This window comes from Methylophaga sp. UBA2012 (assembly GCF_002335235.1).
GTDB lineage: Bacteria > Pseudomonadota > Gammaproteobacteria > Nitrosococcales > Methylophagaceae > Methylophaga > Methylophaga thalassica.
On the sequence record NZ_DDCG01000003.1, the window covers coordinates 241921 to 268192 of the forward strand.

The 26272-nt window shown below is 43.6% G+C and carries 28 protein-coding genes and 1 riboswitch; of the genes, 23 read left to right on the top strand and 5 right to left on the bottom strand.

Annotated features, from left to right (window positions below):
- Window positions 1-37 precede the first annotated feature (37 nt).
- Window positions 38-667, top strand: a complete 630-nt coding sequence (gene dhaL / locus B2248_RS04380) for a dihydroxyacetone kinase subunit DhaL (RefSeq protein WP_273178587.1) — start codon at window positions 38-40, stop codon at window positions 665-667.
- Here dhaL and dhaK read toward each other — a convergent pair.
- Complete coding sequence (gene dhaK, locus B2248_RS04385) at window positions 664-1650, bottom strand: dihydroxyacetone kinase subunit DhaK (RefSeq protein WP_273178585.1); 987 nt, start codon at window positions 1648-1650, stop codon at window positions 664-666. The two genes, dhaL and dhaK, sit on opposite strands and share 4 nt — an antisense overlap.
- Window positions 1651-1674: 24 nt before the next feature.
- On the bottom strand, window positions 1675-2520 hold the full coding sequence (locus B2248_RS04390; RefSeq protein WP_273178583.1) for an HAD-IIA family hydrolase: 846 nt from the start codon (window positions 2518-2520) through the stop codon (window positions 1675-1677).
- Between the two features lie 193 nt (window positions 2521-2713).
- On the opposite strand from B2248_RS04390, the gene hxlA (B2248_RS04395) reads away from it, so the two are divergent.
- From hxlA (B2248_RS04395) to prmB, 7 genes are all read left to right on the top strand, one after another.
- Window positions 2714-3355, top strand: coding sequence for a 3-hexulose-6-phosphate synthase (hxlA, locus tag B2248_RS04395; protein WP_007147026.1), 642 nt, complete (start codon window positions 2714-2716; stop codon window positions 3353-3355).
- Between the two features lie 312 nt (window positions 3356-3667).
- Window positions 3668-3982 carry a hypothetical protein gene (locus B2248_RS04400; RefSeq protein WP_273178581.1) on the top strand — a complete coding sequence of 105 codons (315 nt, stop codon included), beginning with the start codon at window positions 3668-3670 and terminating at the stop codon, window positions 3980-3982.
- Between the two features lie 144 nt (window positions 3983-4126).
- Window positions 4127-5110 (top strand): transaldolase, encoded by a 984-nt coding sequence (locus tag B2248_RS04405; RefSeq protein ID WP_273178579.1) that lies wholly within the window; start codon window positions 4127-4129, stop codon window positions 5108-5110.
- Window positions 5111-5276: 166 nt separating this feature from the next.
- The gene (gene hxlA / locus B2248_RS04410; protein WP_007147029.1) at window positions 5277-5912 is read left to right on the top strand and encodes a 3-hexulose-6-phosphate synthase; all 636 of its coding nucleotides are present in this window, start codon (window positions 5277-5279) and stop codon (window positions 5910-5912) included.
- 11 nt (window positions 5913-5923) lie between these two features.
- Complete coding sequence (gene hxlB / locus B2248_RS04415) at window positions 5924-6463, top strand: 6-phospho-3-hexuloisomerase (protein WP_007147030.1); 540 nt, start codon at window positions 5924-5926, stop codon at window positions 6461-6463.
- Window positions 6464-6607: 144 nt separating this feature from the next.
- Window positions 6608-8017 (top strand): 3-isopropylmalate dehydratase large subunit, encoded by a 1410-nt coding sequence (gene leuC, locus B2248_RS04420; protein ID WP_273178576.1) that lies wholly within the window; start codon window positions 6608-6610, stop codon window positions 8015-8017.
- The gene (prmB, locus tag B2248_RS04425; protein WP_273178575.1) at window positions 8014-8940 is read left to right on the top strand and encodes a 50S ribosomal protein L3 N(5)-glutamine methyltransferase; all 927 of its coding nucleotides are present in this window, start codon (window positions 8014-8016) and stop codon (window positions 8938-8940) included. The genes leuC and prmB overlap by 4 nt, the downstream gene beginning before the upstream one ends.
- On the opposite strand, the gene B2248_RS04430 is transcribed toward prmB, so the two are convergent.
- Both B2248_RS04430 and mutH read right to left on the bottom strand, forming a co-directional pair.
- Entirely contained in the window at window positions 8937-10250 is a 1314-nt protein-coding gene (locus tag B2248_RS04430; protein ID WP_273178573.1) for a GGDEF domain-containing response regulator, read from the bottom strand. The two genes, prmB and B2248_RS04430, sit on opposite strands and share 4 nt — an antisense overlap.
- A 60-nt stretch (window positions 10251-10310) precedes the next feature.
- Entirely contained in the window at window positions 10311-10982 is a 672-nt protein-coding gene (gene mutH, locus B2248_RS04435; protein ID WP_273178571.1) for a DNA mismatch repair endonuclease MutH, read from the bottom strand.
- A 70-nt stretch (window positions 10983-11052) separates the two neighbouring features.
- Between mutH and B2248_RS04440 the strand changes: the two genes are divergently transcribed.
- Both B2248_RS04440 and B2248_RS04445 read left to right on the top strand, forming a co-directional pair.
- Window positions 11053-11967: an ABC transporter ATP-binding protein gene (locus B2248_RS04440; protein ID WP_273178569.1), complete on the top strand. Its 915-nt coding sequence runs from the start codon at window positions 11053-11055 to the stop codon at window positions 11965-11967.
- A gap of 5 nt (window positions 11968-11972) precedes the next feature.
- Window positions 11973-12755, top strand: a complete 783-nt coding sequence (locus B2248_RS04445; RefSeq protein ID WP_007147036.1) for an ABC transporter permease — start codon at window positions 11973-11975, stop codon at window positions 12753-12755.
- Here the strand turns inward: B2248_RS04445 and dusA are convergent.
- A complete protein-coding gene (dusA, locus tag B2248_RS04450; protein ID WP_273178568.1) occupies window positions 12752-13744 on the bottom strand; it encodes a tRNA dihydrouridine(20/20a) synthase DusA in 993 nt (330 codons plus the stop codon). The genes B2248_RS04445 and dusA overlap by 4 nt on opposite strands.
- Before the next feature lie 72 nt (window positions 13745-13816).
- Between dusA and B2248_RS04455 the strand changes: the two genes are divergently transcribed.
- From B2248_RS04455 to aroC, 13 genes are all read left to right on the top strand, one after another.
- Window positions 13817-14509, top strand: coding sequence for a M48 family metallopeptidase (locus B2248_RS04455; protein ID WP_273178566.1), 693 nt, complete (start codon window positions 13817-13819; stop codon window positions 14507-14509).
- A 71-nt stretch (window positions 14510-14580) separates the two neighbouring features.
- A riboswitch (S-adenosyl-L-homocysteine riboswitch) is annotated at window positions 14581-14660 on the top strand.
- A 91-nt stretch (window positions 14661-14751) separates the two neighbouring features.
- On the top strand, window positions 14752-15912 hold the full coding sequence (gene metK / locus B2248_RS04460; protein WP_273178564.1) for a methionine adenosyltransferase: 1161 nt from the start codon (window positions 14752-14754) through the stop codon (window positions 15910-15912).
- Between the two features lie 21 nt (window positions 15913-15933).
- The gene (ahcY, locus tag B2248_RS04465; RefSeq protein ID WP_007147040.1) at window positions 15934-17244 is read left to right on the top strand and encodes an adenosylhomocysteinase; all 1311 of its coding nucleotides are present in this window, start codon (window positions 15934-15936) and stop codon (window positions 17242-17244) included.
- 62 nt (window positions 17245-17306) lie between these two features.
- The gene (gene metF / locus B2248_RS04470) at window positions 17307-18158 is read left to right on the top strand and encodes a methylenetetrahydrofolate reductase [NAD(P)H] (protein ID WP_007147041.1); all 852 of its coding nucleotides are present in this window, start codon (window positions 17307-17309) and stop codon (window positions 18156-18158) included.
- Between the two features lie 94 nt (window positions 18159-18252).
- Window positions 18253-19707, top strand: a complete 1455-nt coding sequence (locus B2248_RS04475) for an RNA polymerase factor sigma-54 (protein ID WP_273178561.1) — start codon at window positions 18253-18255, stop codon at window positions 19705-19707.
- A gap of 35 nt (window positions 19708-19742) precedes the next feature.
- A complete protein-coding gene (gene hpf / locus B2248_RS04480) occupies window positions 19743-20069 on the top strand; it encodes a ribosome hibernation-promoting factor, HPF/YfiA family (RefSeq protein ID WP_007147043.1) in 327 nt (108 codons plus the stop codon).
- A 13-nt stretch (window positions 20070-20082) separates the two neighbouring features.
- The gene (locus B2248_RS04485; protein ID WP_007147044.1) at window positions 20083-20544 is read left to right on the top strand and encodes a PTS sugar transporter subunit IIA; all 462 of its coding nucleotides are present in this window, start codon (window positions 20083-20085) and stop codon (window positions 20542-20544) included.
- A gap of 2 nt (window positions 20545-20546) precedes the next feature.
- Window positions 20547-21065 carry an HPr kinase/phosphorylase gene (locus B2248_RS04490; RefSeq protein WP_273178558.1) on the top strand — a complete coding sequence of 173 codons (519 nt, stop codon included), beginning with the start codon at window positions 20547-20549 and terminating at the stop codon, window positions 21063-21065.
- A gap of 117 nt (window positions 21066-21182) precedes the next feature.
- A complete protein-coding gene (locus tag B2248_RS04495; protein ID WP_007147046.1) occupies window positions 21183-21590 on the top strand; it encodes a PTS sugar transporter subunit IIA in 408 nt (135 codons plus the stop codon).
- A complete protein-coding gene (locus tag B2248_RS04500) occupies window positions 21587-21856 on the top strand; it encodes an HPr family phosphocarrier protein (RefSeq protein ID WP_007147047.1) in 270 nt (89 codons plus the stop codon). The genes B2248_RS04495 and B2248_RS04500 overlap by 4 nt, the downstream gene beginning before the upstream one ends.
- Window positions 21853-23601, top strand: coding sequence for a phosphoenolpyruvate--protein phosphotransferase (ptsP, locus tag B2248_RS04505; protein WP_007147048.1), 1749 nt, complete (start codon window positions 21853-21855; stop codon window positions 23599-23601). The genes B2248_RS04500 and ptsP overlap by 4 nt, the downstream gene beginning before the upstream one ends.
- A gap of 180 nt (window positions 23602-23781) precedes the next feature.
- A complete protein-coding gene (gene mgtE / locus B2248_RS04510; protein ID WP_007147049.1) occupies window positions 23782-25140 on the top strand; it encodes a magnesium transporter in 1359 nt (452 codons plus the stop codon).
- Between the two features lie 25 nt (window positions 25141-25165).
- Window positions 25166-26263, top strand: coding sequence for a chorismate synthase (gene aroC / locus B2248_RS04515; RefSeq protein ID WP_273178554.1), 1098 nt, complete (start codon window positions 25166-25168; stop codon window positions 26261-26263).
- Window positions 26264-26272 lie beyond the last annotated feature (9 nt).

Consider the following 26272-nt stretch of genomic DNA (forward strand, 5'->3'; position numbering starts at 1 on the left):
TAGTTTTATATTTTGCAATAAAATCACTGGCCAAAACATGACTGATACAAGCTTTCTCCCGCCGCTCATCGCAGCGATTCAATCTGAAATTATTAACAATGAAGCAGAAATCTCTGCACTGGATCGTGCAATAGGTGATGGTGACCATGTCACCAATCTGTTACGTGGACTTGAAGCTGTTGCTAAACTGAATGATGAACTGGTTCAGCTTGATTGGTCAGCCGCCTTGATGAAAATTGGCATGACACTCATGTCCACCATGGGCGGAGCCTCAGGTTCTTTACTCGGCTCAATGTTTGTCAGTATGGGAAAAGCGGCCAAAGAGCAGGAACTGGATCTAAATGGAATCACAGATATTTATTCGGCAGGTGTTGAATCGATAAAAGCCCGAGGTAAGGCCGATATCGGTGAAAAAACCATGCTGGATACCCTGATTCCAGTGATGCAATCATTGCAAAATGATGCCGAACAAAATGCAGATAAAACGACTGTTTTAAACAATATTAAAACTGCCGCTAGACAAGGCATGCAATCGACCAGAGATATGCTGGCAACCAAGGGAAGAGCATCATTTTTGGGTGAGCGTGCCCGCGGCCACATCGACGCAGGCGCCAGAACTTCTCAGTTAATTCTCTGTGTTATTGCTGACGAACTCAGCAAAACCTAAATCCCCCAACGTAATGCTGCAGTATGAACAGGGGCATCCCAATATTGCAGCATTTCATCGTCCATCAGCGTTAAGGTAATTGAGCAACCCGCCATATCCAGTGACGTAGTGTAATTTCCCACCAGTGATCGAACAATTTTTATACCACGCTCTTCAAAAAACTGTGCCGCCAAATCATAAACCAGATAAAGCTCCATTAATGGTGTCGCACCAAAACCATTGATATGCAGTAAAACGCGTTGATCTTTTGTTGGTTTTAACTCCTCATCAATCGCTTTAGCGAGTATCTGAACAAGATCATCAGCTGTAGTCAGGCTCATGACTTCTCTACCTCGTTCTCCATGGATGCCAACGCCCATTTCGACTTCATTATCCGAGATATCAAATGTAGGCTGTCCTAACGCTGGCACGGTACAACTGGTCAAAGCCACTCCCATTGAGGCAGTTGAATTGACGACTTTGTCACCAAGCTGTTTACAGGCAGCTAAATCTGCGCCGGCTTCTGCTGCAGCACCCACGATTTTTTCAACAATCAACGTGCCAGCCACACCTCGGCGTCCGGTACTGTGATCCTTTGGTAAAGACACATCATCATTCACCAGAACCGTTTCGTGTGGACAATCCAACATTTCAGCGGCAATCTCAAAGTTCATCACATCGCCAGCATAATTTTTAACGATAAATAAAACACCCGCGCCATTTTCCACTTCTTGTGCCGCCATCAGCATTTGGTCGGGTGTTGGAGAGGTAAATACTTGCCCAGGACAAGCGGCATCTAACATGCCTTTTCCCACCAACCCAGTATGCAATGGTTCATGGCCAGCGCCACCGCCAGAGATTAAAGCCACTTTGTTTTCAGGCTTATTTTTTCGAGTGACATAATGGGGCTGATGATTGAGTTGAATAATATTGCTATGCGCTCTGGCAAAACCATTCAAACTTTCTTCAAGAACACTTTCCACACCATTAATCAATTTTTTCATCTCTCGCTTCCTTTTTTGTTTTCTTTAATTTTCCAGGGCTTTTGTTAATGCTGCCAAATCATCCAAAATCCATGTTGGCTCATAATCAACCTGCTTAACATCCTCAGCCGAAGACACGCCGGTTAAAACCAGCACGCTGCGGATTCCCGCATTAACGGCTCCCAGAATATCGGTATTAAGACGGTCACCAATGGCAATGGTGGTGTCTTTTGTCGTGCCTAAAATTTTTAATGCCTGTTCATACAAGATAGGTTCGGGCTTACCAATAGATATCGGTTTCACGCCGGTGACTGACTCCAGCGCTGCTAACACGCCACCATTACCCATCACTTCACCAAGCTCGGTAGGCAAAGTGGAGTCCGAATTTGTCGCATAAAAAGCCGCGCCTGCATTAATATTTAATGTCGCTGTTGCCAACTTATCCCACGTTAATGTGCGGTCAAGTCCGGATACAACAATATCCGCTGTTCGACCCGTGATTCCTTTTTCAGGCTGGTCTACTTCATACAAATCGGTCAGTACAAAGTCATTTTCCAATAAGGGTTGTTTTAACCCGTCTTCACCAATAACAAATACACGTTTTTTATCAGCGGGTAAGTGTTCGCATAAATAACTTACCGTGGCCATACTGGAAGTCAGAATTTCCTTAGCCTCGACCTCAATATTCATTGAGGATAACTTTTCGATATATTGCTGCTGAGTCAAACTGGCATTGTTCGTCGCTAATACAAAAGGTAGCTTCTTTTCCCTGAGTAACTGAAAAAAGTCCTCTAATCCGGGCATCGCTTTATTACCATGCCATAGCACCCCATCCATATCGATAATTAGACCAGCCACGTTATCTAAATAGACCGCAGATTCTGTATTCAAAATATATCCTCGCAACTATATAATCTGGTCACAGAGAGTCGCATACTGCAAATCATTGTGTCTAGTAATAAAAATGATGATAAATGTCGAGATTGAGTCAAAAATTGACAGCATCTGTTGATCTGCTTTATAGTCTGCGAGCGTATTTTCAACGTAATAACTCATAAATTAAATTAATTAGGAGCATGTCAGCATGGCAAAAGCACTTATTCAAATGGCACTGGATTCTCTGGATTTCGATCAAACAATCGCACTTGCAGAGCAAGTTGCTCCTTACGTCGATATCTTAGAAATTGGTACACCATGCATCAAGTACAACGGTCTTGAACTGGTTACTGCACTGAAAAGCAAATTCCCTAACAACCTGATCCTGGTTGACCTGAAAACAATGGACGCTGGTGAATACGAAGCAACTCCATTCTACGAAGCAGGTGCTGACATCTGTACAGTATTAGGTGTTTCTGACAAAGCGACAATGGGCGGCGTAATCAAAGCAGCTAACGCTAACAACGCTGAAGCTCAAATCGACTTAATCAGTGTTAAAGACAAAAAAGCAGTTGCAACTGAAGCAGCTCGTAACGGTGCTCAAATCATCGGTGTTCACACTGGTCTTGACGCTCAAGCAGCAGGTCAAACACCATTCGCTGATCTGAAAGACATCGCTAGCTTAAACTTAGGTGTTCGCATTTCAGTTGCTGGTGGTTTGAACAAAAACACTATTCAAGACACTGTTCGCGCTGGCGCGACAATTGTTGTTGTTGGTGCAGCAATCTACGGTGCGGATTCTCCAGCTGAAGCAGCTAAAGAATTACGTGCTTTAGTTGACGCAGCATAAGCACTAGCATTGCGTTAAGCAGAAAATGAAACGAGTGGTCGTTGACCACTCGTTTTTTTTCATGCTCACCTGATTAATTTATTAATTTAAATAATCAGGTAAGATAGTGGTTATTGGTCATTGATAATAATTATGATTTTAATTGACCAATCTCAAATTCAAACGGATTAATCGTATTGCATGTCGACTTCTGGCATTTTTGCTTGAGTTTTTCCGACTTGCCACGATTAATCTAAAATAGTAATTTACCCGTTGCACCAACCTCGTTAATGTTGGGCAGATGGGGTTAAAATGTAACAGGGGTATAATATTATGAGTGATAAAGGTTTCTTTGCATCAGTTTGTGGATTTTTTAAAAGCCTGTTTTCATCAAGTCCTAGTCCTGCTCCAACCAGCAGCGCTAAGCAAAGCCCAGCAGCAAAAACAGCAAATGATGGTTTGACAGGTGTTGAACGCTATATCAGAAACCAAGTAAATAGCGGTTCAAAACTGACTGGTGTTGAAAAATATATTAGAAATAAAACCACATCTGTAAAAGTGTTAACAGGTGTTGAGCAATATATCCGTAACAAAGCACAAGCAAAACCAATGACAGGTGTTGAACGTTATATTCAAAACAAAGGTTAAACCTGACCTTACACACTAAAGATTTATGGCAAAGCCGGGCAACATCCCGGCTTTGCCGACATAATAATCAATAAAATCAACCATACAGTCAGCGTTAGATGCGATGGCTGTTAATTTTTAACTTAAAAATTAAAGGTACGAAACATGGCTACTTTACTTGATCAGCTTAAGGAAATGACCGTTGTTGTCGCCGATACTGGTGATATTCAAGCTATCGAAAAATTTACACCTCGTGATGCTACAACTAACCCTTCACTGATTACTGCTGCAGCTCAAATGCCACAATACCAAGGTATTGTTGATGACACATTGAAAGCAGCTCGTGAAACATTAGGTGCTGACGCGCCTGCATCAGAAGTGGTTTCACTCGCATTTGATCGTTTAGCAGTTTCATTTGGTCTGAAAATTCTGGATATCGTTCCAGGTCGTGTATCTACAGAAGTTGATGCTCGTCTGTCTTTTGACACCGAAGCGACCATTGCTAAAGGCCGTGACCTGATTGCTCAATACGAAGCAGCTGGTGTTTCACGTGAGCGTATCCTGATCAAAATCGCAGCAACCTGGGAAGGTGTTATGGCTGCTAAAGTACTGGAAGAAGAAGGTATTCACACTAACCTGACTCTGGTATTTGGTCTGCACCAAGCTGTTGCTTGTGGTGAAAATGGTATCCAACTGATTTCACCTTTCGTAGGTCGTATTCTTGACTGGTACAAAAAAGACACTGGTCGTGATTCTTATGAACCTGCAGAAGATCCAGGTGTTGTTTCTGTTACTCAAATCTACAACTACTTCAAGAAATTTGGTTTAGAAACTGAAGTAATGGGTGCGAGCTTCCGTAACGTTGGTGAAATCACTGAATTAGCAGGTGTTGATCTTCTGACTATTTCTCCTGCTTTACTGGACGAATTACACTCAACTGAAGGTGACTTACCACGTAAGTTAAATGTTGAAGATGCCAAAGCATCAGATGTTGAACGCATCGATATGACAGAAGAAACATTCAAAGCTATGCACGCAGCAGATCGCATGGCGACTGAAAAGTTACAAGAAGGTATTGATGGTTTTGCTAAAGCACTTGAAACTCTTGAAGAGTTGCTGGCTAACCGTCTTGCAGAACTGGAAAGCTAATTCATCAGAATTAAATTTCCCCGTATTCAGCCCACTCCATTTGTGAGTGGGCCCGAATGCAGCAGGGTCAGTGAAATTGACTTGTCACTGATTTCTGCATATAGTCCCGCTTCACCTAAGCAAGCGTGATAACAATAATTTTTACTATAAATTAGGAGTATGTAACATGGCTGAAATCCAAATGGCTCTTGACTCATTGGACTTTGACGCAACAATGGCTCTGGCTGAACAAGTAGCGCCATATGTCGATATCCTTGAAATCGGTACACCTTGTATTAAATACAACGGTCTGAAACTGGTTAAAGCATTGAAAGCAGCTCACCCAGACAAAAAAATTCTGGTTGACCTGAAAACAATGGACGCTGGTGAATACGAAGCAACTCCTTTCTTTGAAGCTGGTGGTGACATCACTACAGTTTTAGGTGCTTCTGACATGGCTACAATGAAAGGCGTTATCAAAGCAGCTAACGCTAACAACGCTGAAGCTCAAATCGATTTAATCGGTGTTGAAGATAAAGCTGCTGTAGCTAAAGAAGCTGCTGCTAACGGTGCACACATCATCGGTGTTCACACTGGTCTTGACGCACAAGCTGCGGGTCAAACACCTTTTGAAGATCTGAAAACTATCGCTGGTTTAGGTCTGAACGTTAAAGTTTCTGTTGCTGGTGGTATCAACAAAGATACAATCCAAAGCACAGTTCAAGCTGGTGCTGACATCGTTGTTGTTGGTGCGGCTATCTACGGCGCTCCATCTCCAGCTGAATCTGCAAAAGAACTGCGTGCATTAGTTGACGCAGCATAAGGATTAGAAAAATGACAATGCATCGTGATCTAGTTGTAAACAAAATCACTGATATTTTAGGGGCTACTGACAGTTCTCTTGAAGCTGAATTCGTTGCTATGTGTGATGATGCTAAACGCATCTTCATTACAGGTGCCGGACGTTCACGTCTTGTTGGTAACTTCCTGGGTATGAGGTTGATGCATAGTGGTTACACCGTATACGTTCAAGGTGAAATCAGCACACCTAGCATCCGTGAAGGCGATTTATTAATCGTTATCTCAGGTTCAGGTGAAACAACTCAGTTGGTTTCATTCGCGAACAAAGCTAAATCAGAGAACGCTAAAGTAGTATTAATCTGCTCAAAAGCAAGTTCAACGATTGGTGATATAGCGGACAAAACAATTCAAATTGGTAACGATGATAGCTTTGCTCCTACTAAGGGCATGCCTATGGGTACTATGTTTGAATTATCGACATTGATTTTCTTGGAAGCCATCGTTTCTCATCTTATCCATGAGAAAGGTATTCCAGAAGAAGAAATGCGATACAGACACGCTAATATGGAATAATCACTTTTCCTTAGCAGTAAAAATGAAACGGGTAACTTTCGGGTTACCCGTTTTTTTTATGTCTACAGTTCAGATAGAGCTTACATCTCTGACGCTGTATAATGCCCGGATACTTATAACTCACTAATCGGTTTTAATAGAGATATGTCAGCAAAAACACTTTACGATAAGCTTTGGGATCAACATGTCGTTCGATCTGAGTCAGATGGCACTACAGCTTTACTGTATATCGATCGCCATCTTGTTCATGAAGTGACATCACCGCAAGCCTTTGAAGGCCTTCGTTTAGCTGACCGTAAACCCTATCGTTTAAACTCTATTTTAGCGACACCGGATCATAACGTTCCTACTTCACATCGCGAGCAAGGTATTGCTGATCCTATTTCACGTTTGCAAGTAGATACGCTCGATAGCAACTGTGTCGAATTTGGTATTACTGAATTTGGATTAAATGATTTACGACAAGGTATTGTGCACGTTGTTGGCCCCGAGCAAGGCGCGACGCTTCCAGGTATGACAGTAGTTTGTGGTGACTCTCACACTTCAACACACGGTGCTTTTGGTGCTTTAGCTTTTGGTATTGGTACTTCCGAAGTTGAGCACGTTATGGCAACCCAATGCCTGATTCAGCGTAAATCTAAAAATATGCAAGTGCGCGTTGAAGGTCAGGTTAACCCCGGCATCACAGCCAAAGACATTGTCCTTGCTATCATTGGAGAAATTGGCACTGCTGGTGGAACAGGCTATGCCATCGAATTTGCCGGTGAAGCGATTCAGGCCTTAAGTATGGAAGGTCGCATGACCGTCTGTAATATGACCATTGAAGCTGGCGCCCGCGCAGGTATGATTGCGGTTGACGATACCACCATCAACTACCTGAAAGATCGTCCTTTCTCGCCATCTGGTGAAAACTGGGAGAAAGCGGTTAAAGCATGGCGTGAATTACACTCTGATGATGGCGCCCATTTTGATAAAGTCGTCGTACTGAAAGCAGAAGATATCAAACCTCAAGTCACATGGGGCACGTCGCCGGAAATGGTTGTATCGGTTGATTCGGCTATTCCTGATCCCGTCAAGGAATCAGATGCAGTAAAACGCAATGGCATGGAAAAAGCACTTAAATATATGGGCCTGCAAGCCAACCAAGCGATTACTGACATTTATCTGGACCGTGTATTTATTGGTTCTTGCACAAATTCACGTATCGAAGACTTACGTGAGGCAGCGGAGGCCATCCAAGGCGGAAAGGTCGCTGCCAGCGTCAAACAAGCTATGGTTGTTCCAGGCTCAGGTTTAGTCAAACAACAAGCTGAGCAAGAAGGTTTAGATAAAATCTTTATCGAAGCGGGATTTGAATGGCGTGATCCTGGCTGTTCCATGTGCCTGGCCATGAATGCGGATCGTCTTGAAGCTGGTGAACATTGTGCCTCCACATCTAACCGTAATTTTGAAGGACGTCAGGGTCAAGGTGGCAGAACGCATCTGGTCAGTCCAGCAATGGCTGCGGCAGCTGCAATCGCAGGTCACTTTGTTGATATCACACAAAATCTATGATTGATTATCTGGCTGTTCAATCTGAATTAAACACTTTTCGTGATTTTTTACGATGGTCAACATCCCGCTTCAATGAAGCGGGATTATTTTTTGGCCATGGTAATGAAGACGCTTTTAATGAGGCATCGCAGCTCATACTGAGTGTTTTACACTTGCCTGTAGACGCCTTACCTGAAGTCTTTTTAGATGCCAGACTGACCCAAGATGAAAAGCGTGCATTGCTTATTGCCATTGAAAAACGCGTTGAAAAGCGTATTCCCTTACCGTACCTGACAAATGAAGCCTGGTTTGCAGGCCTACCATTCTTTGTCGATGAGCGAGTTCTTATCCCCCGCTCGCCTTTTGCAGAGCTGATAGAAGCGCAATTCCAACCATGGCTTAGTGAGCCTGACTCGGTATTCACTATTTTGGATATGTGTACAGGAAGTGCTTGTATTGCTATTGCGTTAGCCATGGCTTTTGAACAAGCGGAAGTGACAGCGAGTGATATCAGCACAGATGCCCTTGCTGTAGCAGAAATAAACCGCAAGAAACATGGATTAGAGGACCACTTACACCTTATTCAATCAGATATCTGGCAAGCTTTTCCAGCTGACGCAAAATACGATTTGATCGTGAGCAATCCCCCTTACGTCGGGGCTGATGAAATGGCCTCTATTCCAGAAGAGTACCGGCATGAACCGGTCTCAGCTCTCGAAGCCGAGGATAATGGACTGGCCTTAGTAGAAAAAATCCTGCTTGGGGCCGCAGAGCACATGACCGACCAAGGTTTATTATTCGTTGAAGTGGGCAATACCGATTTGGCGGTCGATGATAAATGGCCTGATATCGCGTTTACATGGCTGGAATTAGAAAACGGTGGTCATGGCATATTTATGCTGAATAAAGCCGCATGTGAACTATTTAAGCAGCGTTATGGCTAATCATTATCACTTAATTCAGGCACGACCTCAGACTCAACATAAACTCTGACACAATTTCGACCCGCCATTTTAGCCTGATACATGGCTTTATCTGCTAACTCGAATAAGCTATTTAGATTATCATTGTCTGCCTGCCTTAATTGGGCAATGCCAATACTTACCGTTACTTCCAAATTGGCAGGTTTTAACTTATTGAGGCGCTGTACCATTCGTTCCATCATATTTTTTGCCGATACCAGATCACACTCCGGCAATAAAAGCACCAACTCATCTCCTGCCCATCTGGCAACCAGATCCACATCACGTACATGGCGTTTCATCCACGAACCCAGCTCAGATAACATCTGGTCTCCCCGCTCAAATCCATGACGCTCATTAATATCTTTCAGATGATCAATATCAATGACAGCAAGAGATAAGCAACGATTAAACCGATAAGCTTCACTGAAATATTTACTCGCGAACTCTCTCAGAGCGTGCCGATTAAACAATCCCGTCGTTTCATCCAGCATGGCAAGACTATGCAAAGACTTTTGTTGTGTACGAAGCTCCTGCGTTGTTTGATAACTGGTTATATGATTGAAAACGCGCTGTCTCAATTCTTCTCGCACAATCGGTTTCGACACATAATCATTAACACCGAGATGGAATAATTCGATCTTACGGGACATATTATCGAAACCTGATGTCGCGATAATCGGCACATTGCTATATTCACTCTGCATACGCCGGATTTTACGCACTAAGGTGATACCACTCATACTGCCTTCAAGCATAATGTCAGTGATAACCAGATCGTAGTCCCCACCTTTAAACGCTTCCCATGCACTCTCAGCATAGTTATAAGCGTCTACATCAAGTCCCATATCTGTTAATAAGTCGATGATAATGGTTTGCAAAACCCGGGAATCTTCAATAAATAACACCCGACCACTTAATTGTCGCGACTCTCGCTGGCTCAGACGAGATAGATAAGTATCCATTTCAGCCATATCATTTTTGCTGAAAATATCGGTAGCACCAGCCAATAAGGCTTGTTTGAGAATTTTAGAATTGTCATGTTCTGTTAAGACCAGCAAGGTGGCAAAATCATAACCACTTAGTGCTCTTAGCTGACTACAGAATTCACTGCTGGCATAGTCGGGTAAGTTATCAGAGCAACAAACTAAACGATACCTCGCTTGAGCAGCCTTGCCTAAGCCATCAGCTCCACTCTCTGCTGTCTCAACATTAAAACCAGCAGACTCTAATAAATCGATCATATGCCCACAAAACATTGGTGAGCTATCTATAACTAACGCGTTTAGCATATTTCTCTAATTTCCCGAGTAATACAAATTAATCCATTAATTTTTTATGCAACGTTACCATCAAATGCACGCCTTCGCGAGTAAGCGCTTAGTAAAAGTTGTTCTCAGATAAAACCCTCTTGGATTCATCAAAATAGTTTCACCTGAAATATCGGAGCTTTTTGCCAATATACGACTATGAGCCGCTTTCGGTCTAACCTGTAAATACTGGCCTTCCCTTGCCGTTAGCTCTGACTGTTCACCTAGCGCTAACCGGTCCATTAATTCTTCCCAGTCAGCCTTTAAAATTTCTTCTTCAATCTGATCTGGCTGCCATAACCAACCCGCGCCGATATAGCGTTCAGCAAGTGGAATGGACGACTCCGCCTCAACCGGAAGCCAAAGCACATGTGATAGCTTTCGTTTGACCCAGCTTTCCTGCCATGTCAGCGCTTCGTATTCACTCAATGACACTGTACAAACATACGTTGACTCTTTGGGTTCACCATGCGCGTTTAATGGTAATGTTTTCAGCTCAATACCTAGTGAAATAAAGTCTGGCTCTGCCTGATTGCCTGCATCAGCACCAAGATAGGATTCTAATAGCTGACCAACCCAGCCTTTATTTCTCAACAAATCTGCAGGCACCCGACACCCTACCTCTTGAGCAATCTGTCCTAGGCTTTTTCCAGCTATGTGATGACAACGTTGCATCAGCTCATCGATTGATTGTGGAGCAGAATTTCTAACCATCGTTTTACCAAATTTTCATCTTGCTGCAGGCATGATAACCTAGCCACCTTTATCACGCTTGAGAGAGACAGTGAAAGCATTATCTATCAAGAATCTAAGTAAAACGTATCGTAACGGATTGCATGCATTAAAGAACATTAATCTCGATGTAGAACAGGGTGATTTTTTTGCATTACTCGGTCCCAACGGTGCGGGCAAGTCAACCACTATTGGCGTGGTTACTTCGCTAGTCACAAAAACCAGTGGCTCCATTCAAGTCTTTGACACCGATTTGGATATCGATGCTGAGCAAGCCAAAAGTTATATAGGACTTGTGCCGCAAGAATTCAATTTCAATGGCTTTGAGCAGGTAAAGCATATTCTGGTTGCGCAAGCAGGTTATTATGGGATGCCCGCCAGCGAGGCAGAACCCAGAGCGGATGAACTACTCAAACAACTTGGACTATGGGAAAAGAGACACACGCCATCTCGATCACTGTCTGGCGGTATGAAACGTCGCCTGATGATAGCCCGCGCTCTGGTTCACAATCCACGTCTGTTGATTCTGGATGAACCGACCGCAGGTGTTGATATTGAACTGCGTCGCTCCATGTGGACATTTCTCAGAAAGATTAATGCCGAAGGCACCACCATCATTCTGACCACCCACTATTTGGAAGAAGCCGAAAGCTTATGCCGTAATATTGCGATCATTGATAAAGGCCAGATAATCGAAAATACCGATATGAAGTCTCTATTAAATCGGCTGGATAAAGAAACCTTTGTTTTGGATCTCAAACACTCGCTTCAACACCCCTTTGAGCTTGATGGCTTTGATTATCATCAGATTGATAACACCACGCTGGAAATCGAAATCCACCGAGGTGAATCACTGAACACGGTTTTTGAACAACTGACTCAAAAAGATATCGAAGTCACCAGTATGAAAAATAAAGTGAACCGTCTGGAAGAATTATTTCTCAACCTTGTTGAGAAGTCGGAGTAAAACCTATGACACCAACTCGTCACCAAAGACACTGGGTCGCGTTTTCAACCTTGCTATTTCGTGAAATCCGCCGCTTCTTCAGAATCTGGCCGCAAACGATTCTGCCACCGGCCATCACCATGACCCTGTATTTCATCATTTTCGGTAATCTGATCGGGAGTCGAATTGGGGAAATGGGTGGCTTTAGCTATATGGAATATATCGTACCGGGTATCATCATGATGGCCGTTATCAATAATGCCTATTCAAATGTGGCCTCTTCATTCTTCAGTGCCAAATTCCAAAATCATATTGAAGAGCTGATTGTCGCCCCTATCCCAAATTATTTAATTCTCGCGGGTTATGTAGCCGGTGGTACAGCACGGGGCTTATGTGTGGGGATGATAGTGACGCTAGTGTCGCTTTTCTTTACGCATCTACCGGTAGAGCATATTTTTATTACCATCAGCATGGTATTTCTGAGTGCGGTTTTATTTGCGCTGGGCGGTTTTATCAATGCCGTTTATGCACGCAGTTTTGATGAAATTGCCATCATCCCAACATTCATTCTGACCCCATTAACCTATTTGGGCGGGGTATTTTATTCGATTGATTTATTACCCGACTTTTGGCAAAACGTGTCACTGCTAAATCCTATTTTGTACATGGTGAATGCTTTCCGCTACGGCATGTTAGGTATTTCAGATATCCCTATCATGGCGGCATTTAGCATTATTATGTTGTTTATAGTGGCCTTAACCGCATATGCCTTATACCTGTTGAAAAAAGGCACCGGGCTTAGAAACTAGACCTTATCGACCAGGCTTAGCGCTTGTTGAAGTGTATGGATGCCCGCATCGGGCAAATGGGCATTCTCACTTAAGTGCCGCCGCCAGCGACGGGCTCCAGGCTGGCCCTGAAATAAACCCAATAAATGTCGGGTGATGGATTTCAGTGGTCGGCCCTGTTTCATTCTTTGCTCGATATACGGCAACATCGCCTCAATCACTTCATGTCTGCTCAATATATAGTCAGAACGCTGGTTAAAAATAACGTTATCCACGTCAGCTAGCAGATAGGGATCATGGTAAATCGCCCGTCCAACCATTGTGCCATCGACATGTTTCAGATGTTCCTGAACCTCCACCAAACTATGAATACCACCATTGATATCAATATGTAGCTCGGGGTAGTCCTTTTTGATTTGATAAACGCGCTCATAATCCAGTGGCGGCACATCACGATTTTCTTTTGGACTTAATCCTTTGAGCCATGCCTTGCGCGCATGCAGAATGAAAGTTTCACAACCGGCTGCTGACACAGCATCAATAAAATCGGTCAGAAATTGATAACTATCCTGTTCATCAATCCCGAGTCGGGTTTTAACAGTGACAGGAATATTCACGGCGTTTTTCATCGCTGCCACACCCTCCGCCACTAATTGAGGTTCAGCCATTAAACACGCGCCAAAACTGCCTGACTGGACACGGTCGCTTGGGCAACCAACATTCAGATTAATTTCACTATAACCCGCATCCTCCCCCATTTTTGCACACTCAGCTAGAGCAGCAGGATCAGAACCACCAAGTTGCAAAGCGAGAGGATATTCCGTTGCATCATGAGCTAAAAATCGTTGTCTATCGCCATGAATCAACGCCCCAGTAGTCACCATCTCCGTATAGAGCAAGGTATGTTTCGAAATGAGCCGTAACAGATAACGAAAATCACGGTCGGTCCAATCCAGCATCGGCGCAACAGATAATTTTCTAGATTCTATAAAAGATAATGATGATGACATGATTCAATTAACGTAGATTAATGGGACATTTTCTCAAATCAGCACGCAAAAATCTGCTTATAACGATTATTTATGACACACACACATCCTGATGGCTTTCATTACACCATTATTCGCAGTTCACGCCGAAAGAGTATGGCGCTTGTTATCAAGCAAGGTGAGGTCATTGTGCGGATACCAGCGAAACTTGCAGTCAGCACCGCACAGCATTTTGTAGACAAAAAAAGTTACTGGATAAAACAAAAGCTTCAGCAACGGCCAGTAACACAAGAAAAAGTTTATGCCGATGGGGAGTCATTTTTATTTTTAGGCGAAACCTATGAATTAAAAATTCATAACTCCAGCGCTGAAAATACAATCAAGCAAGAAGACAATGTCATACAACTCTATACAAAGAAAAAAGATATGACAGCAGATGGCATTAGACGCCAGCTGGAAAAGTGGTACCGAGAGCAAGCCAATACAATCCTGACATCACGATTTTTTCAATTGGCTGAAGCTCATCAATTCTCTCCTAAAAGCCTTATCGTCAAAACGTACAAAGCCCGCTGGGGAAGCTGCTACCGTTCAGGTGAAATTCAGCTCAATTGGAAACTCGTCATGGCGCCTGAGGAAGTGATCGAGTACGTCATCCTGCATGAACTTTGTCACCTTCATCATCACAATCACTCAGCGTCTTTTTGGCAGTTGGTGGCTGATGTTTGTCCCACATTTAGAGAGCACAAACTGTGGCTGAGACAAAATGGAGACAGATTAACCCTTTAGGCCACGCGTTGTGACGATTTTGTGAAGATAATTAAGCTTGAAAAATTCTCTATATAGATTAATATGTCCTTTCGAATAAGGAACGCTGCAACAGGTCATTCACCTGCTAGGCTTATTCAATACTCAATTATTTAAACTGCGTTCATTATTAACAGGTAACTGATAGTAATGAGCGAGATTTATTCCCCCTCAAATAGCACAACTATCATTACCACAATCTCATTGTAATGAGGAAGTTGACTATGAGTAGCAATTATCTTTTCACTTCTGAATCTGTATCGGAAGGGCATCCAGACAAAGTTGCCGATCAAATTTCAGATGCCATCCTGGATGAAATTCTTCGTCAGGATCCCCATGCTCGCGTTGCTTGCGAAACCTTAGTAAAAACTGGCACCGCCATTGTTGCAGGTGAAATCAGTACATCGGCATGGGTCGATCTGGAAGATGTCGTTCGTAAAACGATCACAGATATCGGTTATAACAGCTCAGATGTTGGTTTTGATGGTCAGACCTGTGCAGTTATGTCTTTGATCGGTAAACAATCTTCTGATATCGCTATGGGTGTAGACAGAGATACCGAAGAAAATCAGGGTGCCGGCGATCAGGGTCTGATGTTTGGTTATGCCAGCAATGAAACTGACGTTTTAATGCCAGCGCCTATTACCTACGCACATCGTTTGGTCAAACGCCAATCTGAAGTTCGCAAAAATGGCGAATTGAGCTGGTTGCGTCCGGATGCGAAAAGTCAGGTCACATTTGTTTACCAAGATGGCAAGCCAGTTGGTATTGATGCTGTTGTCTTATCAACACAGCATAGTCCGGATATTTCACAAGCGGATCTGCATGAAGCCGTCATGGAAAGCATTATCAAACCGACACTGCCTGCTGAATGGTTGTCTGCCAAAACAAAAATCCATATCAATCCTACCGGCCAATTCATCATTGGTGGTCCTGTCGGTGACTGTGGTCTGACAGGAAGAAAAATCATTGTCGATACATACGGTGGTATGGCTCGTCATGGTGGTGGGGCTTTCTCTGGCAAAGATCCATCAAAAGTCGATCGTAGTGCCGCTTATGCAGGCCGTTATGTGGCGAAAAATATCGTTGCAGCCGGTTTAGCAGATCGCTGTGAAATTCAGGTGTCTTATGCGATTGGTGTTGCCGACCCAACATCAATTAGTGTTGAGACATTCGGTACTGGAAAAATTTCTCAAGAGAAGCTGGTCGCGCTGGTACGTGAACACTTTGATTTACGTCCGGTTGGCTTAATTAAGATGCTTGATTTGATCAAACCGATCTATCAACCAACAGCAGCATACGGTCACTTTGGTCGTGAAGATGTTGATTTTAGTTGGGAAAGAACGGATATGGCAGAAGTATTACGCGATGCTGCCGGTTTATAAAAGAATTTGAGGAAATGAACGATGGAATCACCAATAGAAAACTTAACCCCTGACTACAAAGTTGCAGACATCAGCCTGGCTAAATGGGGTCATCAAGAAATTAAAATTGCTGAAAGCGAAATGCCAGGATTAATGGCATTACGTGAAGAATATGCAGGCCAAGCACCACTGAAAGGTGCACGCATTGCTGGTTGCTTACACATGACAATCCAGACCGCTGTGTTAATTGAAACACTGGTCGAACTCGGCGCTGAAGTTCGCTGGTCATCGTGCAATATTTTCTCCACACAGGATCATGCTGCAGCGGCTATTGCTGATCAGGGTATTCCGGTATTTGCCTGGAAAGGTGAAACAGAAGAAGAAGCCATCTGGTGTATCGAACAAACGATTATGGGTCCGGACAACTGGCGTCCTAACCTGATTCTGGATGATGGTGGTGACTTAACCCAAATCATGCATGATAAATATCCAGAATTATTAAAAGACGTTAAAGGTCTGTCGGAAGAAACCACTACAGGTGTTCACCGTCTGTATGAAATGATGAAAGCAGGTACATTAAAAGTGCCAGCCATCAATGTGAACGACTCAGTGACCAAATCTAAATTTGATAATTTATACGGCTGTCGTGAGTCATTACTGGACGGTATTAAACGTGCTACTGACGTGATGATCGCCGGTAAAATCTGTGTTGTTTTAGGTTACGGTGATGTGGGTAAAGGCTGTGCTCAAGCGTTCCGAGGAATGGGTGCGACCGTTTTTGTCACTGAAATTGATCCCATCTGTGCGCTTCAAGCCAGCATGGAAGGCTACCGTATTGTCTCTATGGATGATGTTGCTGCTATGGGTGATATTTTTGTCACCACTACCGGTAATATTGACGTTATCAATCACGGTCATATGCTGAAGATGAAAAATGAAGCGATCGTTTGTAACATCGGTCACTTTGATTCTGAAATTGATGTCGCTTCATTACGTAAATACGAATGGGAAAATATTAAACCTCAGGTAGACCATGTCATTTTCCCTGACGGCAAACGTATTATCCTGCTTGCAGAAGGTCGTCTGGTTAACCTCGGTTGTGCAACGGGTCATCCAAGTTTTGTGATGTCTGCTTCATTCACCAATCAGGTCATGGCACAAATTGAACTCTGGCAGAACGCTGACAATTATGAAAATAAAGTCTACGTTTTACCGAAGAAACTGGATGAAAAAGTCGCACAACTGCACTTAGGTCGAATTGGTGCCAACCTCACCACCCTGACTGATGCACAAGCGAAATATCTGGGACTGGAAAAAACAGGTCCGTTCAAGCCTGAACATTACAGATATTAATCTTTAATCAATGTAAAACTGGGCTGGTTTATCAGCCCAGTTTTCTAATTTAAGTTACTGATATGGCAAAAAATCTCACACTGAGTTGCGAATTCTTCCCACCCAAAACTGAAAAAGGCATTGCTAATTTAAGCGCTGTCAGAGAAAAGCTTGTGCCACTAAAGCCTGAGTTTTTTTCCGTCACCTTTGGTGCTGGAGGTTCAACACAAGACAATACTATGGATGCGGTAATAGACATCCAAAAACAGCATGCAGTGACTAATATTGATGCAGCTCCCCATCTTTCTTGTGTGGGCTCTTCCGCTGAACGTATCCGTGCTCTCCTTGATACCTATCGCAATAATAATATCCATCGTATCGTCGCACTTCGTGGTGATTTGCCTTCAGGTATGCAAGCACCTGGTGACTTTCGTTATGCCAATGAGCTGGTTGAGTTTATCCGTGCAGAGACGGGAGACTTTTTCACCATTGAAGTAGCTGCCTATCCTGAAGTTCATCCGCAAGCTCAATCTGCAGAGGATGACCTGATTAATTTCAAGCGAAAAGTCGATGCAGGCGCAAATAGTGCTATCACACAGTATTTTTACAATATTGATGCTTACCGCTATTTTGTTGATAACTGTCAGAAACATGGCATAGACATCCCGATTATTCCAGGGATTATGCCCATTAATAATTTCACCCAACTAGCTCGATTTTCAGCGAATTGTGGTGCAGAAATCCCGCGTTGGTTACGTAAAAAACTTGAAGCATTTTATGATGATAGCGCTTCAATGAATGCTTTCACTGTTGATTTTTTGACTGACTTTACTCAGCAGCTAATCGAGCTCGGTGTACCCGGCATTCATTTTTACACGATGAATAAAGTTGACCCGACTCTGACTATTTGTGATCGTTTAGGGCTGATTAAATAAATCTTGAGTTAAGATTTTGTATGTAGCTGTAGGCAATGGCACAAGACTTGCGGTAACATATTTACATGGTCGTAAAAACACATAAAGAATTCTCGTGAAACCCTCATTACAGCTGCGTGTAGGCCAGAGTCTATCGATGACTCCGCAATTACAGCAAGCCATTCGTTTGCTGCAATTGTCGTCGCTTGAGTTACAGACAGAAATTCAGGAAGCTCTGGAGAGCAATCCTCTACTCGAAGTGGAAGAAGACTTTGACTTCGATGAGAACGCACGTAAACCAAGCACTGAAGATCAAACAAGTCGTGAAATCAGTGAACTTGAAAATCAAAACATTCCTGAAGATCTGCCCGTCGATAGTCAATGGGAAGATACCTACGATTATCAGCCTATCAGCACTAATAACAGCAATGTTATCCATGATGGTGATATGGAAAGGGAAAATCAGGATGAAAGTACCGATTCACTGCAGCAACATCTGCTCTGGCAAATGCGGCTGACTCACTTCACAGAAATTGAAGAAGCCATCGCGACAACCATCATTGACTCGATTGAAGATGATGGTTATCTCAAAACATCATTGGAAGAGATTCAAGCGAGTTTAGGCGAAGAGTTTGCTGAAATAGAGCTGGATGAAATCGAAACGGTGCTGCATCGTATTCAGCACTTTGATCCCGTCGGAGTGGCAGCCCGTGATTTACGCGAGTGTTTGCTGATACAACTTCGTGTTTATGAAGAATCAGGTTTACCTCATATTGATCTGTTGAAAGAGCTTATCGATAAACATCTCGATACTCTGGCCAAACGTGACTACGCCCAAATCAAACGTGCTCTGAAAGTCTCAGATGATGAACTCACCGAATTGGTTCGTTCCATTCAGCTGTTAAACCCTCGTCCTGGCAGTCAAATTCAAACAGATACCACGGAATATATTGTTCCAGATGTCTATGCAAGAAAGCTTAAGGGCCAATGGGTGCTCTCACTCAATCCCGATAATGCACCGCGTTTACAAATTGCTGAACATTATGCGCAACTCATTAATCGAGCCGATAACAGCGCAGAAAATACCTATCTGAAAAATAATTTGCAAGAAGCACGCTGGTTTCTAAAAAGCTTACAAAGTCGCAATGAAACCCTATTAAAAGTGACCGAAGCGATCATCGAAAGACAGAAAGATTTTCTCGACTTTGGTGAAGAAGCAATGAAACCGCTGGTATTAGCTGATATTGCTGAAACTGTAGAAATGCATGAATCCACAATTTCCCGTGTAACAACCCGCAAATACCTCCATACACCGAGAGGAATTTTTGAACTGAAATACTTTTTCTCCAGTCATGTCAGCACAGATGCCGGCGGAGAATGTTCAGCTACAGCCATTCGCGCTATCATCAAGAAACTGGTTGCCGCAGAAAATCCACGGAAACCATTGAGCGACAGTAAAATTGCCGATATCCTCGGAGAACAAGGCATTAATGTCGCCAGACGGACAATTGCAAAATATCGTGAAACGTTGGCAATAGCGCCATCGAATGAGCGAAAACGACTGGTGTAAACCAGTTATCATCACTCAATAAGGAGTCCATCATTATGCAGTTAAATTTAAGCGGACAACATATCGAAATCACTGACAGCTTACGCGATCACGTCAACAAAAAATTCGAAAAATTGACTCGCCATTTTGATCACATGACCAATGTTCATGTTGTGTTATCAGTAGAAAAACAACGTCAGAAAGCAGAAGCCACTGTTCATGTAAGTGGTGCTGATTTGTTCGCCTCAGATGAAAATGAAAACATGTACTCTGCTATTGAGAATTTGGTGGCTAAACTTGATCGCCAAATCATCAAGCATAAAGATAAAATCACCGATCATCATCAATCTGTCGGTGCCGATATGAAGCACAACGTCAACTAAACGAGATTTTTTTATGCTAATTGCCGCATTATTGGTTAATGCTGACAGTATCAGCTTTCATGACAATGCCACGAGCAAAAAGAAAGTACTGGAAAACTTAAGTCAAAAGTTAGCCAGTAATACTAACGCGACAACAGCAGAAAAAATATTCCAGGTCTTATTGGAACGTGAACGGCTCGGAAGTACCGGCCTTGGTAAGGGCGTGGCTATCCCCCACGCCCGGGTTCCGGGCTTAACGCATACCATTGCTGCTATGCTGACACTGGAAACGCCAGTGCCGTTTGAGTCTGTCGATAATCAACCTATTGATATTGCTTTTGGTTTACTCGTACCGGAAGAAGATACAGATCATCACCTACAGCATTTATCACGTCTTGTTACTCTATTTCGTGATCCTGATATCTGCCAGAAGTTGCGTAACGCAACAAGCGCCGAACAAATTTTCGAACTACTCCTTTCTATCGACGAAGATTAACTATGGTCCAAGCAATACAAACCAACTCACACTATGGAGTAATGGTTTGTGTCAATGGCTCTGGCGTACTGATTAGCGGTTCCCCCGGCATAGGGAAAAGTAGTCTGGCTTTGCAGTTAATCATTGAAGGTCATCAATTAGTCGCTGATGATGTGATTGACCTCACTATTGAAAAAAATCAACTTATTGGTCGTTCTCCCTCACTATTAAAAAGCCTGCTTAACACACGTGAACTTGGCACCATTAATATCGAACACCAGTTTGGTCCAACACATGTCACTGATTATGCTTCGCTTCACTATCAGCTGATCCTGCATGAAAAATTAACACTGGATAGTCAGTTGGAAGGCAACCAAAGCAATCAAACTATTCTTGGTATTAATATTCCGACACTACATTTGTCGTTATCTAATCCGGTACCCGCGCTCATTCGCCTGTTAACCTGGTTAAATATGCAACAGTCAACAAATGATGCCAATGAACAGTTAAAATATCGCCAACAACAGCAAATTCAGCAGTGATGATTTCACATTAACTTGATGACATGCGGTATATCCATTACATTCATTACCGTTACAAGACAGAGGCTGAGCCGATTTGTCTATATACAGCTTTGGCTGTTTTTTTAGAGAGCTAATATGACCGTAGGCATTTTACTTGTTTCGCACAATAACATCGGGACAGAGCTGATTAACACTGCACGCCAGATGTTATCTTGTTGCCCGCTTCCCACCAAAGTGATTTCAATCCAGACCAAAGACAATCCTGAAGCAATCCGTTTGGAAATGGATGAAGATTTAAAAAAACTTGATCAAGGTCACGGTATTCTCATACTGACTGACATGTTCGGCTCAACGCCAAGTAATATAGCCTGTGCAGTATCTGACAGAACAGATATCCGTGTTGTTTCAGGCTTAAACCTACCCATGTTGATACGCGTTTTAAACTACCCAGCCCTAAACTTAGAAGAACTTGAAATCAAAGCCTTGAGTGGCGGCCAAGAAGGTGTAGTTCGCTGTCATCACACAGGCTATTCAAGAAAATGATGACAAAAACATTCACAATTATTAATAAACTCGGCTTACATGCACGGGCAGCAGCTAAATTTGTCACTACTGCTTCCGCTTATGATGCTGAGATTACCGTTACCAGAGAAAACAGAACAGTCAATGGTAAAAGCATTATGGGTGTAATGATGCTGGCTGCGGCAAAAGGATCACAAATCACTGTGACCGCTGAAGGTGATGATGCTGAACAGGCTTTGCAAGCGCTAGATACCCTTATTAATGATTTTTTTGGAGAAGGTGAATGACGCTTGAGCTACAAGGAATTGGCGTCTCTCGCGGCATTGCTATGGGCCGAGCCCATATTCTTTTTCACAATCAGCCTGATGTCCGTGAATATTTAATCCCCGCCTTTGCAATAGAGCAAGAAGTCGACCGTTTTCTCGATGCCATTGATCAGGCAAGACAACAGTTAAAATCCATTCGTAATCATATTCCGGCCAATGCGCCTGCTGACGTGACATCCTTCATTGATACCCATTTATTGATGTTGAATGACTCATCACTAAATAAGATTCCGGTAGATATGATCCGTCAGCGCCGCTGTAATGCCGAATGGGCCTTACAGTTGCAACGTGATGCGTTGATTAACGTTTTTAATGAGATGGATGATCCTTATCTGCGTACACGTCGAGATGACGTTGATCATGTGGTCAATCGTATTCACCGTATTCTGGCTGATCAGGAAGTCGCGGATCATGAAATTCCGGATGGTCGGCTAAAAGGCCATATTATTATTGCTGAAGACCTGACGCCAGCGGACACTGTGCTTATGCAGCACCAAGGTATTGTTGCCTTCGTGACAGAGCATGGTGGTGCGACGTCTCACACCACCATTCTGGCAAGAAGTCTGGGCATCCCGGCTATCGTCGGTGTCGAATCTGTTCGTCGTTATGTTCAGGATAATGAACCGCTGATTGTTGACGGTGAGACTGGCGTTATGTTGCTCGGGGCAGATGAACGCACACAGTATGAATATGAAGGCCGTTTAATTGCTTTTCGTGAACATATCTCATCGCTGAGTCGTTATAAGTCTCAACCCACAAAAACACGAGATGGTAAATCAGTCACATTGTTAGCCAATGCTGAGTTACCGGAAGATGTAACCACAATCAGCAGCGCCGGTGCGCAAGGTATTGGACTGTATCGTACCGAGTTTTTGTACATGAACCGCCTGTCACCACCAGAGGAAGAAGAACAGTTATCGGCCTATCGCGATGTGGTTGAAGGCATGAATAATCAACCGGTGACAATTCGAACATTCGATTTGGGGGCAGACAAAACCGTTGATGGTGGGCGTAACCTCAATCAAACTGTAGTGACTAACCCAGCTTTAGGTATGCGCGCCATTCGATTATGCCTAAGCCAACCTGCCATGTTCCGCACCCAACTGCGCGCAATTCTTCGCGCTTCTGCTTTTGGCAAAATCAAAATCATGTTCCCGATGATTTCCACCATGAATGAACTGCTCCAAGCGAAGAACCTGCTTGAGCAATGTAAGCAGGAACTGGATAAAGAGCATCTTGAATACGATCATCATATTGAAGTGGGCGCCATGATTGAGATTCCGGCAAGTGCGGTTTGCGCAGAAATATTTGCGCAACAGGTAGACTTTCTCTCTATTGGTACCAATGACTTAATCCAGTACACACTGGCCATTGACCGTATTGATGATCATGTTAACTATCTTTATGACCCATTGCATCCAGCTGTATTACGTCTGATATATATGACGCTGCAGGCGGGAAAACTGCATAATGTGGATGTGTCCATGTGTGGTGAAATGGCGGGTGACCCTCGTTATACAAGACTTCTACTGGCCATGGGATTGGAAAACTTCAGTATGCATCCCAATGCCATACTCGAAGTAAAACAGGTAATCAATGAAACTAACTTGAATGAACTCCCCGTTAACACATTGGATATTATGAATACCAGTGACCCACTAGAGCTGGATTTATTGCTTGAAAAAATTAACGGTCCGTCTCACTAAATAATGAACCTGTGCTGACACCAAATCGTATATGATGGGTGTCAGCACTCACCTTATAAAACCTCTGAATCTCCTTATTTTCTTTGCTCACTAAGCATTTCACGCTATTCAGCAAGTGGCAAGCAAGCTAGAATAAGCACTAATCACAATCCTAAAAACCTCCGTTGTTGAGAACTGGATATGTCTGAGCTGGACCACGATCACGCCCTGAATCAATCTATTAATGCTTTATCTGATGCCCTGCAAAGTGGACGTTTTGTCAGAATGCGTAGGTTATTAGCAGGACTACATCCAGCCGAAACAGCGCATCTTCTTGAATCTTTACCTCCTAATGAGCGGAAAATCTGCTGGCCATTAATTAATCCTGACTTACGTGGTGAAGTCTTGTCATATATCGGTGAGGAAGTCCGTACCGATCTGATGACAGATATGGACACCGCCGATCTGATTAATGCCACCGAAGATCTTGATGCCGATGATATCGCCGATATTCTGCAAGATCTCCCGGATCATGTCGTCCATGAAGTGTTGCGTGCGATGGATATTCAACACCGGCGTCGTGTTGAAGCTGTTTTAGCCTACGATGAAGAAAGTGCCGGTGGTCTGATGAATACAGACGTCACCACAGTACGTACGGATATCACACTCGAGGTTGTTTTACGCTATCTGCGCATGCTGGGTGAATTACCTGAAAATACTGATAGTTTGTATGTGGTTGATCATAATGATCATTACCTGGGCACATTGCGTTTATCACAAGTGGTAAGCCGAAACCGTTCACTTCTGGTAAGTGAAGTGATGTCGCACCAGGTTGATCCGATTCCAGCAAATATGACGGATAGGGATGTCGCCAGACGATTTGAAAAACATGATCTGATTTCCGCGCCTGTTGTCGATAAAGATAATCGCTTACTCGGTCGTATCACTATTGATGATGTCGTTGACGTTATCCGTGATGACGCAGAACATTCGATGCTGAGCATGGCAGGTTTGGGGGAAGATGAAGACACCTTCGCCACCGTCAAACGCAGTGTTCATCGCCGCTCGGTGTGGCTTGCCGTAAACTTACTGACAGCATTTCTCGCGTCATGGGTTATTGGTTTATTTGAAACCACAATACAAAAACAAGTGGCCCTTGCAGTCCTAATGCCCATTGTTGCCAGTATGGGTGGCATAGCCGGAAGCCAGACCTTAACATTGGTTATTCGCTCTATGGCATTGGGCCAACTGAATAGCAACAATGAACGCTGGTTATTGCGCAAAGAGATGCTGGTTGGTGCGACAAATGGCTTGATATGGGCCACAGCTATCGCGATAGTCACCGTGATCTGGTTTAATAGCGTGTCTTTAGGACTACTTATTGGTACTGCCATCATTATTAATTTAGTGGCAGCAGCCCTTGCTGGCGTAACTATACCGTTGGGGTTGAAGCGAATAGGTATTGATCCAGCCTTATCAGGCAGCGTACTACTCACCACTGTGACGGATGTGGTCGGTTTTATGGCCTTTTTAGGCTTCGCCAAATTATTTATTGTTTAATCTTCACTCGAAAGCGGAACGAGATATGTCAGGTAATACCTTTGGAAAACTCTTCACTGTTACCACCTTTGGCGAGAGTCATGGCCCGGCTTTAGGTTGTATCGTTGATGGCTGCCCTCCCGGACTAGAATTAACTGAAGCAGATTTACAAAGCGATCTGGATCGTCGTCGTCCAGGTAAAACTCGTCATGAAACGCAACGCCGCGAACCCGATCAGGTCAAAATTCTGTCTGGGGTTTTTGAAGGTAAGACAACTGGTACACCCATTGGTATGTTGATTGAAAATGTGGATCAACGCTCCAAAGATTACGGCAACATCATGCATCAGTTCAGACCGGCTCATGCTGATTACACCTATCACCAAAAATATGGTGTGCGTGATTATCGTGGCGGTGGTCGTTCTTCTGCCAGAGAGACGGCCATGCGTGTCGCCGCTGGTGGTATTGCAAAGAAATATCTTCGTCAGCGTTATGGTATTGAAATAAATGCTTATTTATCGCAACTCGGTCCTATAAAAACAGAAAAGTTAGACTGGTCGTATATAGAGAAAAGTGCCTTTTTCTCACCGGACCCAGATAAAGAAACTGAACTCGAGGCTTATATGGATGCCTTACGTAAAGAAGGCAACTCGGTAGGCGCCAGAATCAATATTGTTGCTCGCCATGTACCGGTTGGACTTGGAGAGCCGATTTTTGACCGTATTGATGCGGATATCGCTCACGCTATGATGAGCATTAATGCCGTCAAAGGTGTTGAGATTGGTGCCGGCTTTGATTCCGTGACGCAAAAAGGCACTGAACATCGTGATGAAATTACTGCTGAAGGTTTTCTCAGTAATCATGCGGGCGGCACGCTCGGTGGTATTACCAGTGGTCAGGATTTACTTGTCAGCATCGCGTTGAAACCCACTTCCAGTCTGCGATTACCAGGCCGAAGTGTTGACACACAAGGTAATGCCATTGAAGTTGTGACGAAAGGTCGCCATGATCCGTGTGTTGGTATTCGAGCGACACCTATAGCAGAAGCTATGCTGGCATTAGTTTTAATGGATCATGTGTTGAGACATCGTGCTCAAAATATGGACGTCACTACTGACACCCCGATCATTCCTTCTCAGGCTTAACTCACTCAG

Excerpts from the sequence above, each read along its gene's own strand:
- dhaL (WP_273178587.1), top strand. The coding sequence starts at position 38 with ATGACTGATACAAGCTTTCTCCCGCCGCTCATCGCAGCGATTCAATCT.
- dhaK (WP_273178585.1), bottom strand. The coding sequence starts at position 1,650 with ATGAAAAAATTGATTAATGGTGTGGAAAGTGTTCTTGAAGAAAGTTTG.
- hxlA (WP_007147026.1), top strand. The coding sequence starts at position 2,714 with ATGGCAAAAGCACTTATTCAAATGGCACTGGATTCTCTGGATTTCGAT.
- B2248_RS04400 (WP_273178581.1), top strand. The coding sequence starts at position 3,668 with ATGAGTGATAAAGGTTTCTTTGCATCAGTTTGTGGATTTTTTAAAAGC.
- B2248_RS04405 (WP_273178579.1), top strand. The coding sequence starts at position 4,127 with ATGGCTACTTTACTTGATCAGCTTAAGGAAATGACCGTTGTTGTCGCC.
- hxlA (WP_007147029.1), top strand. The coding sequence starts at position 5,277 with ATGGCTGAAATCCAAATGGCTCTTGACTCATTGGACTTTGACGCAACA.
- hxlB (WP_007147030.1), top strand. The coding sequence starts at position 5,924 with ATGACAATGCATCGTGATCTAGTTGTAAACAAAATCACTGATATTTTA.
- leuC (WP_273178576.1), top strand. The coding sequence starts at position 6,608 with ATGTCAGCAAAAACACTTTACGATAAGCTTTGGGATCAACATGTCGTT.
- prmB (WP_273178575.1), top strand. The coding sequence starts at position 8,014 with ATGATTGATTATCTGGCTGTTCAATCTGAATTAAACACTTTTCGTGAT.
- B2248_RS04430 (WP_273178573.1), bottom strand. The coding sequence starts at position 10,250 with ATGCTAAACGCGTTAGTTATAGATAGCTCACCAATGTTTTGTGGGCAT.
- mutH (WP_273178571.1), bottom strand. The coding sequence starts at position 10,982 with ATGGTTAGAAATTCTGCTCCACAATCAATCGATGAGCTGATGCAACGT.
- B2248_RS04445 (WP_007147036.1), top strand. The coding sequence starts at position 11,973 with ATGACACCAACTCGTCACCAAAGACACTGGGTCGCGTTTTCAACCTTG.
- dusA (WP_273178568.1), bottom strand. The coding sequence starts at position 13,744 with ATGTCATCATCATTATCTTTTATAGAATCTAGAAAATTATCTGTTGCG.
- B2248_RS04455 (WP_273178566.1), top strand. The coding sequence starts at position 13,817 with ATGACACACACACATCCTGATGGCTTTCATTACACCATTATTCGCAGT.
- metK (WP_273178564.1), top strand. The coding sequence starts at position 14,752 with ATGAGTAGCAATTATCTTTTCACTTCTGAATCTGTATCGGAAGGGCAT.
- ahcY (WP_007147040.1), top strand. The coding sequence starts at position 15,934 with ATGGAATCACCAATAGAAAACTTAACCCCTGACTACAAAGTTGCAGAC.
- metF (WP_007147041.1), top strand. The coding sequence starts at position 17,307 with ATGGCAAAAAATCTCACACTGAGTTGCGAATTCTTCCCACCCAAAACT.
- hpf (WP_007147043.1), top strand. The coding sequence starts at position 19,743 with ATGCAGTTAAATTTAAGCGGACAACATATCGAAATCACTGACAGCTTA.
- B2248_RS04485 (WP_007147044.1), top strand. The coding sequence starts at position 20,083 with ATGCTAATTGCCGCATTATTGGTTAATGCTGACAGTATCAGCTTTCAT.
- B2248_RS04490 (WP_273178558.1), top strand. The coding sequence starts at position 20,547 with ATGGTCCAAGCAATACAAACCAACTCACACTATGGAGTAATGGTTTGT.
- B2248_RS04495 (WP_007147046.1), top strand. The coding sequence starts at position 21,183 with ATGACCGTAGGCATTTTACTTGTTTCGCACAATAACATCGGGACAGAG.
- B2248_RS04500 (WP_007147047.1), top strand. The coding sequence starts at position 21,587 with ATGATGACAAAAACATTCACAATTATTAATAAACTCGGCTTACATGCA.
- ptsP (WP_007147048.1), top strand. The coding sequence starts at position 21,853 with ATGACGCTTGAGCTACAAGGAATTGGCGTCTCTCGCGGCATTGCTATG.
- mgtE (WP_007147049.1), top strand. The coding sequence starts at position 23,782 with ATGTCTGAGCTGGACCACGATCACGCCCTGAATCAATCTATTAATGCT.
- aroC (WP_273178554.1), top strand. The coding sequence starts at position 25,166 with ATGTCAGGTAATACCTTTGGAAAACTCTTCACTGTTACCACCTTTGGC.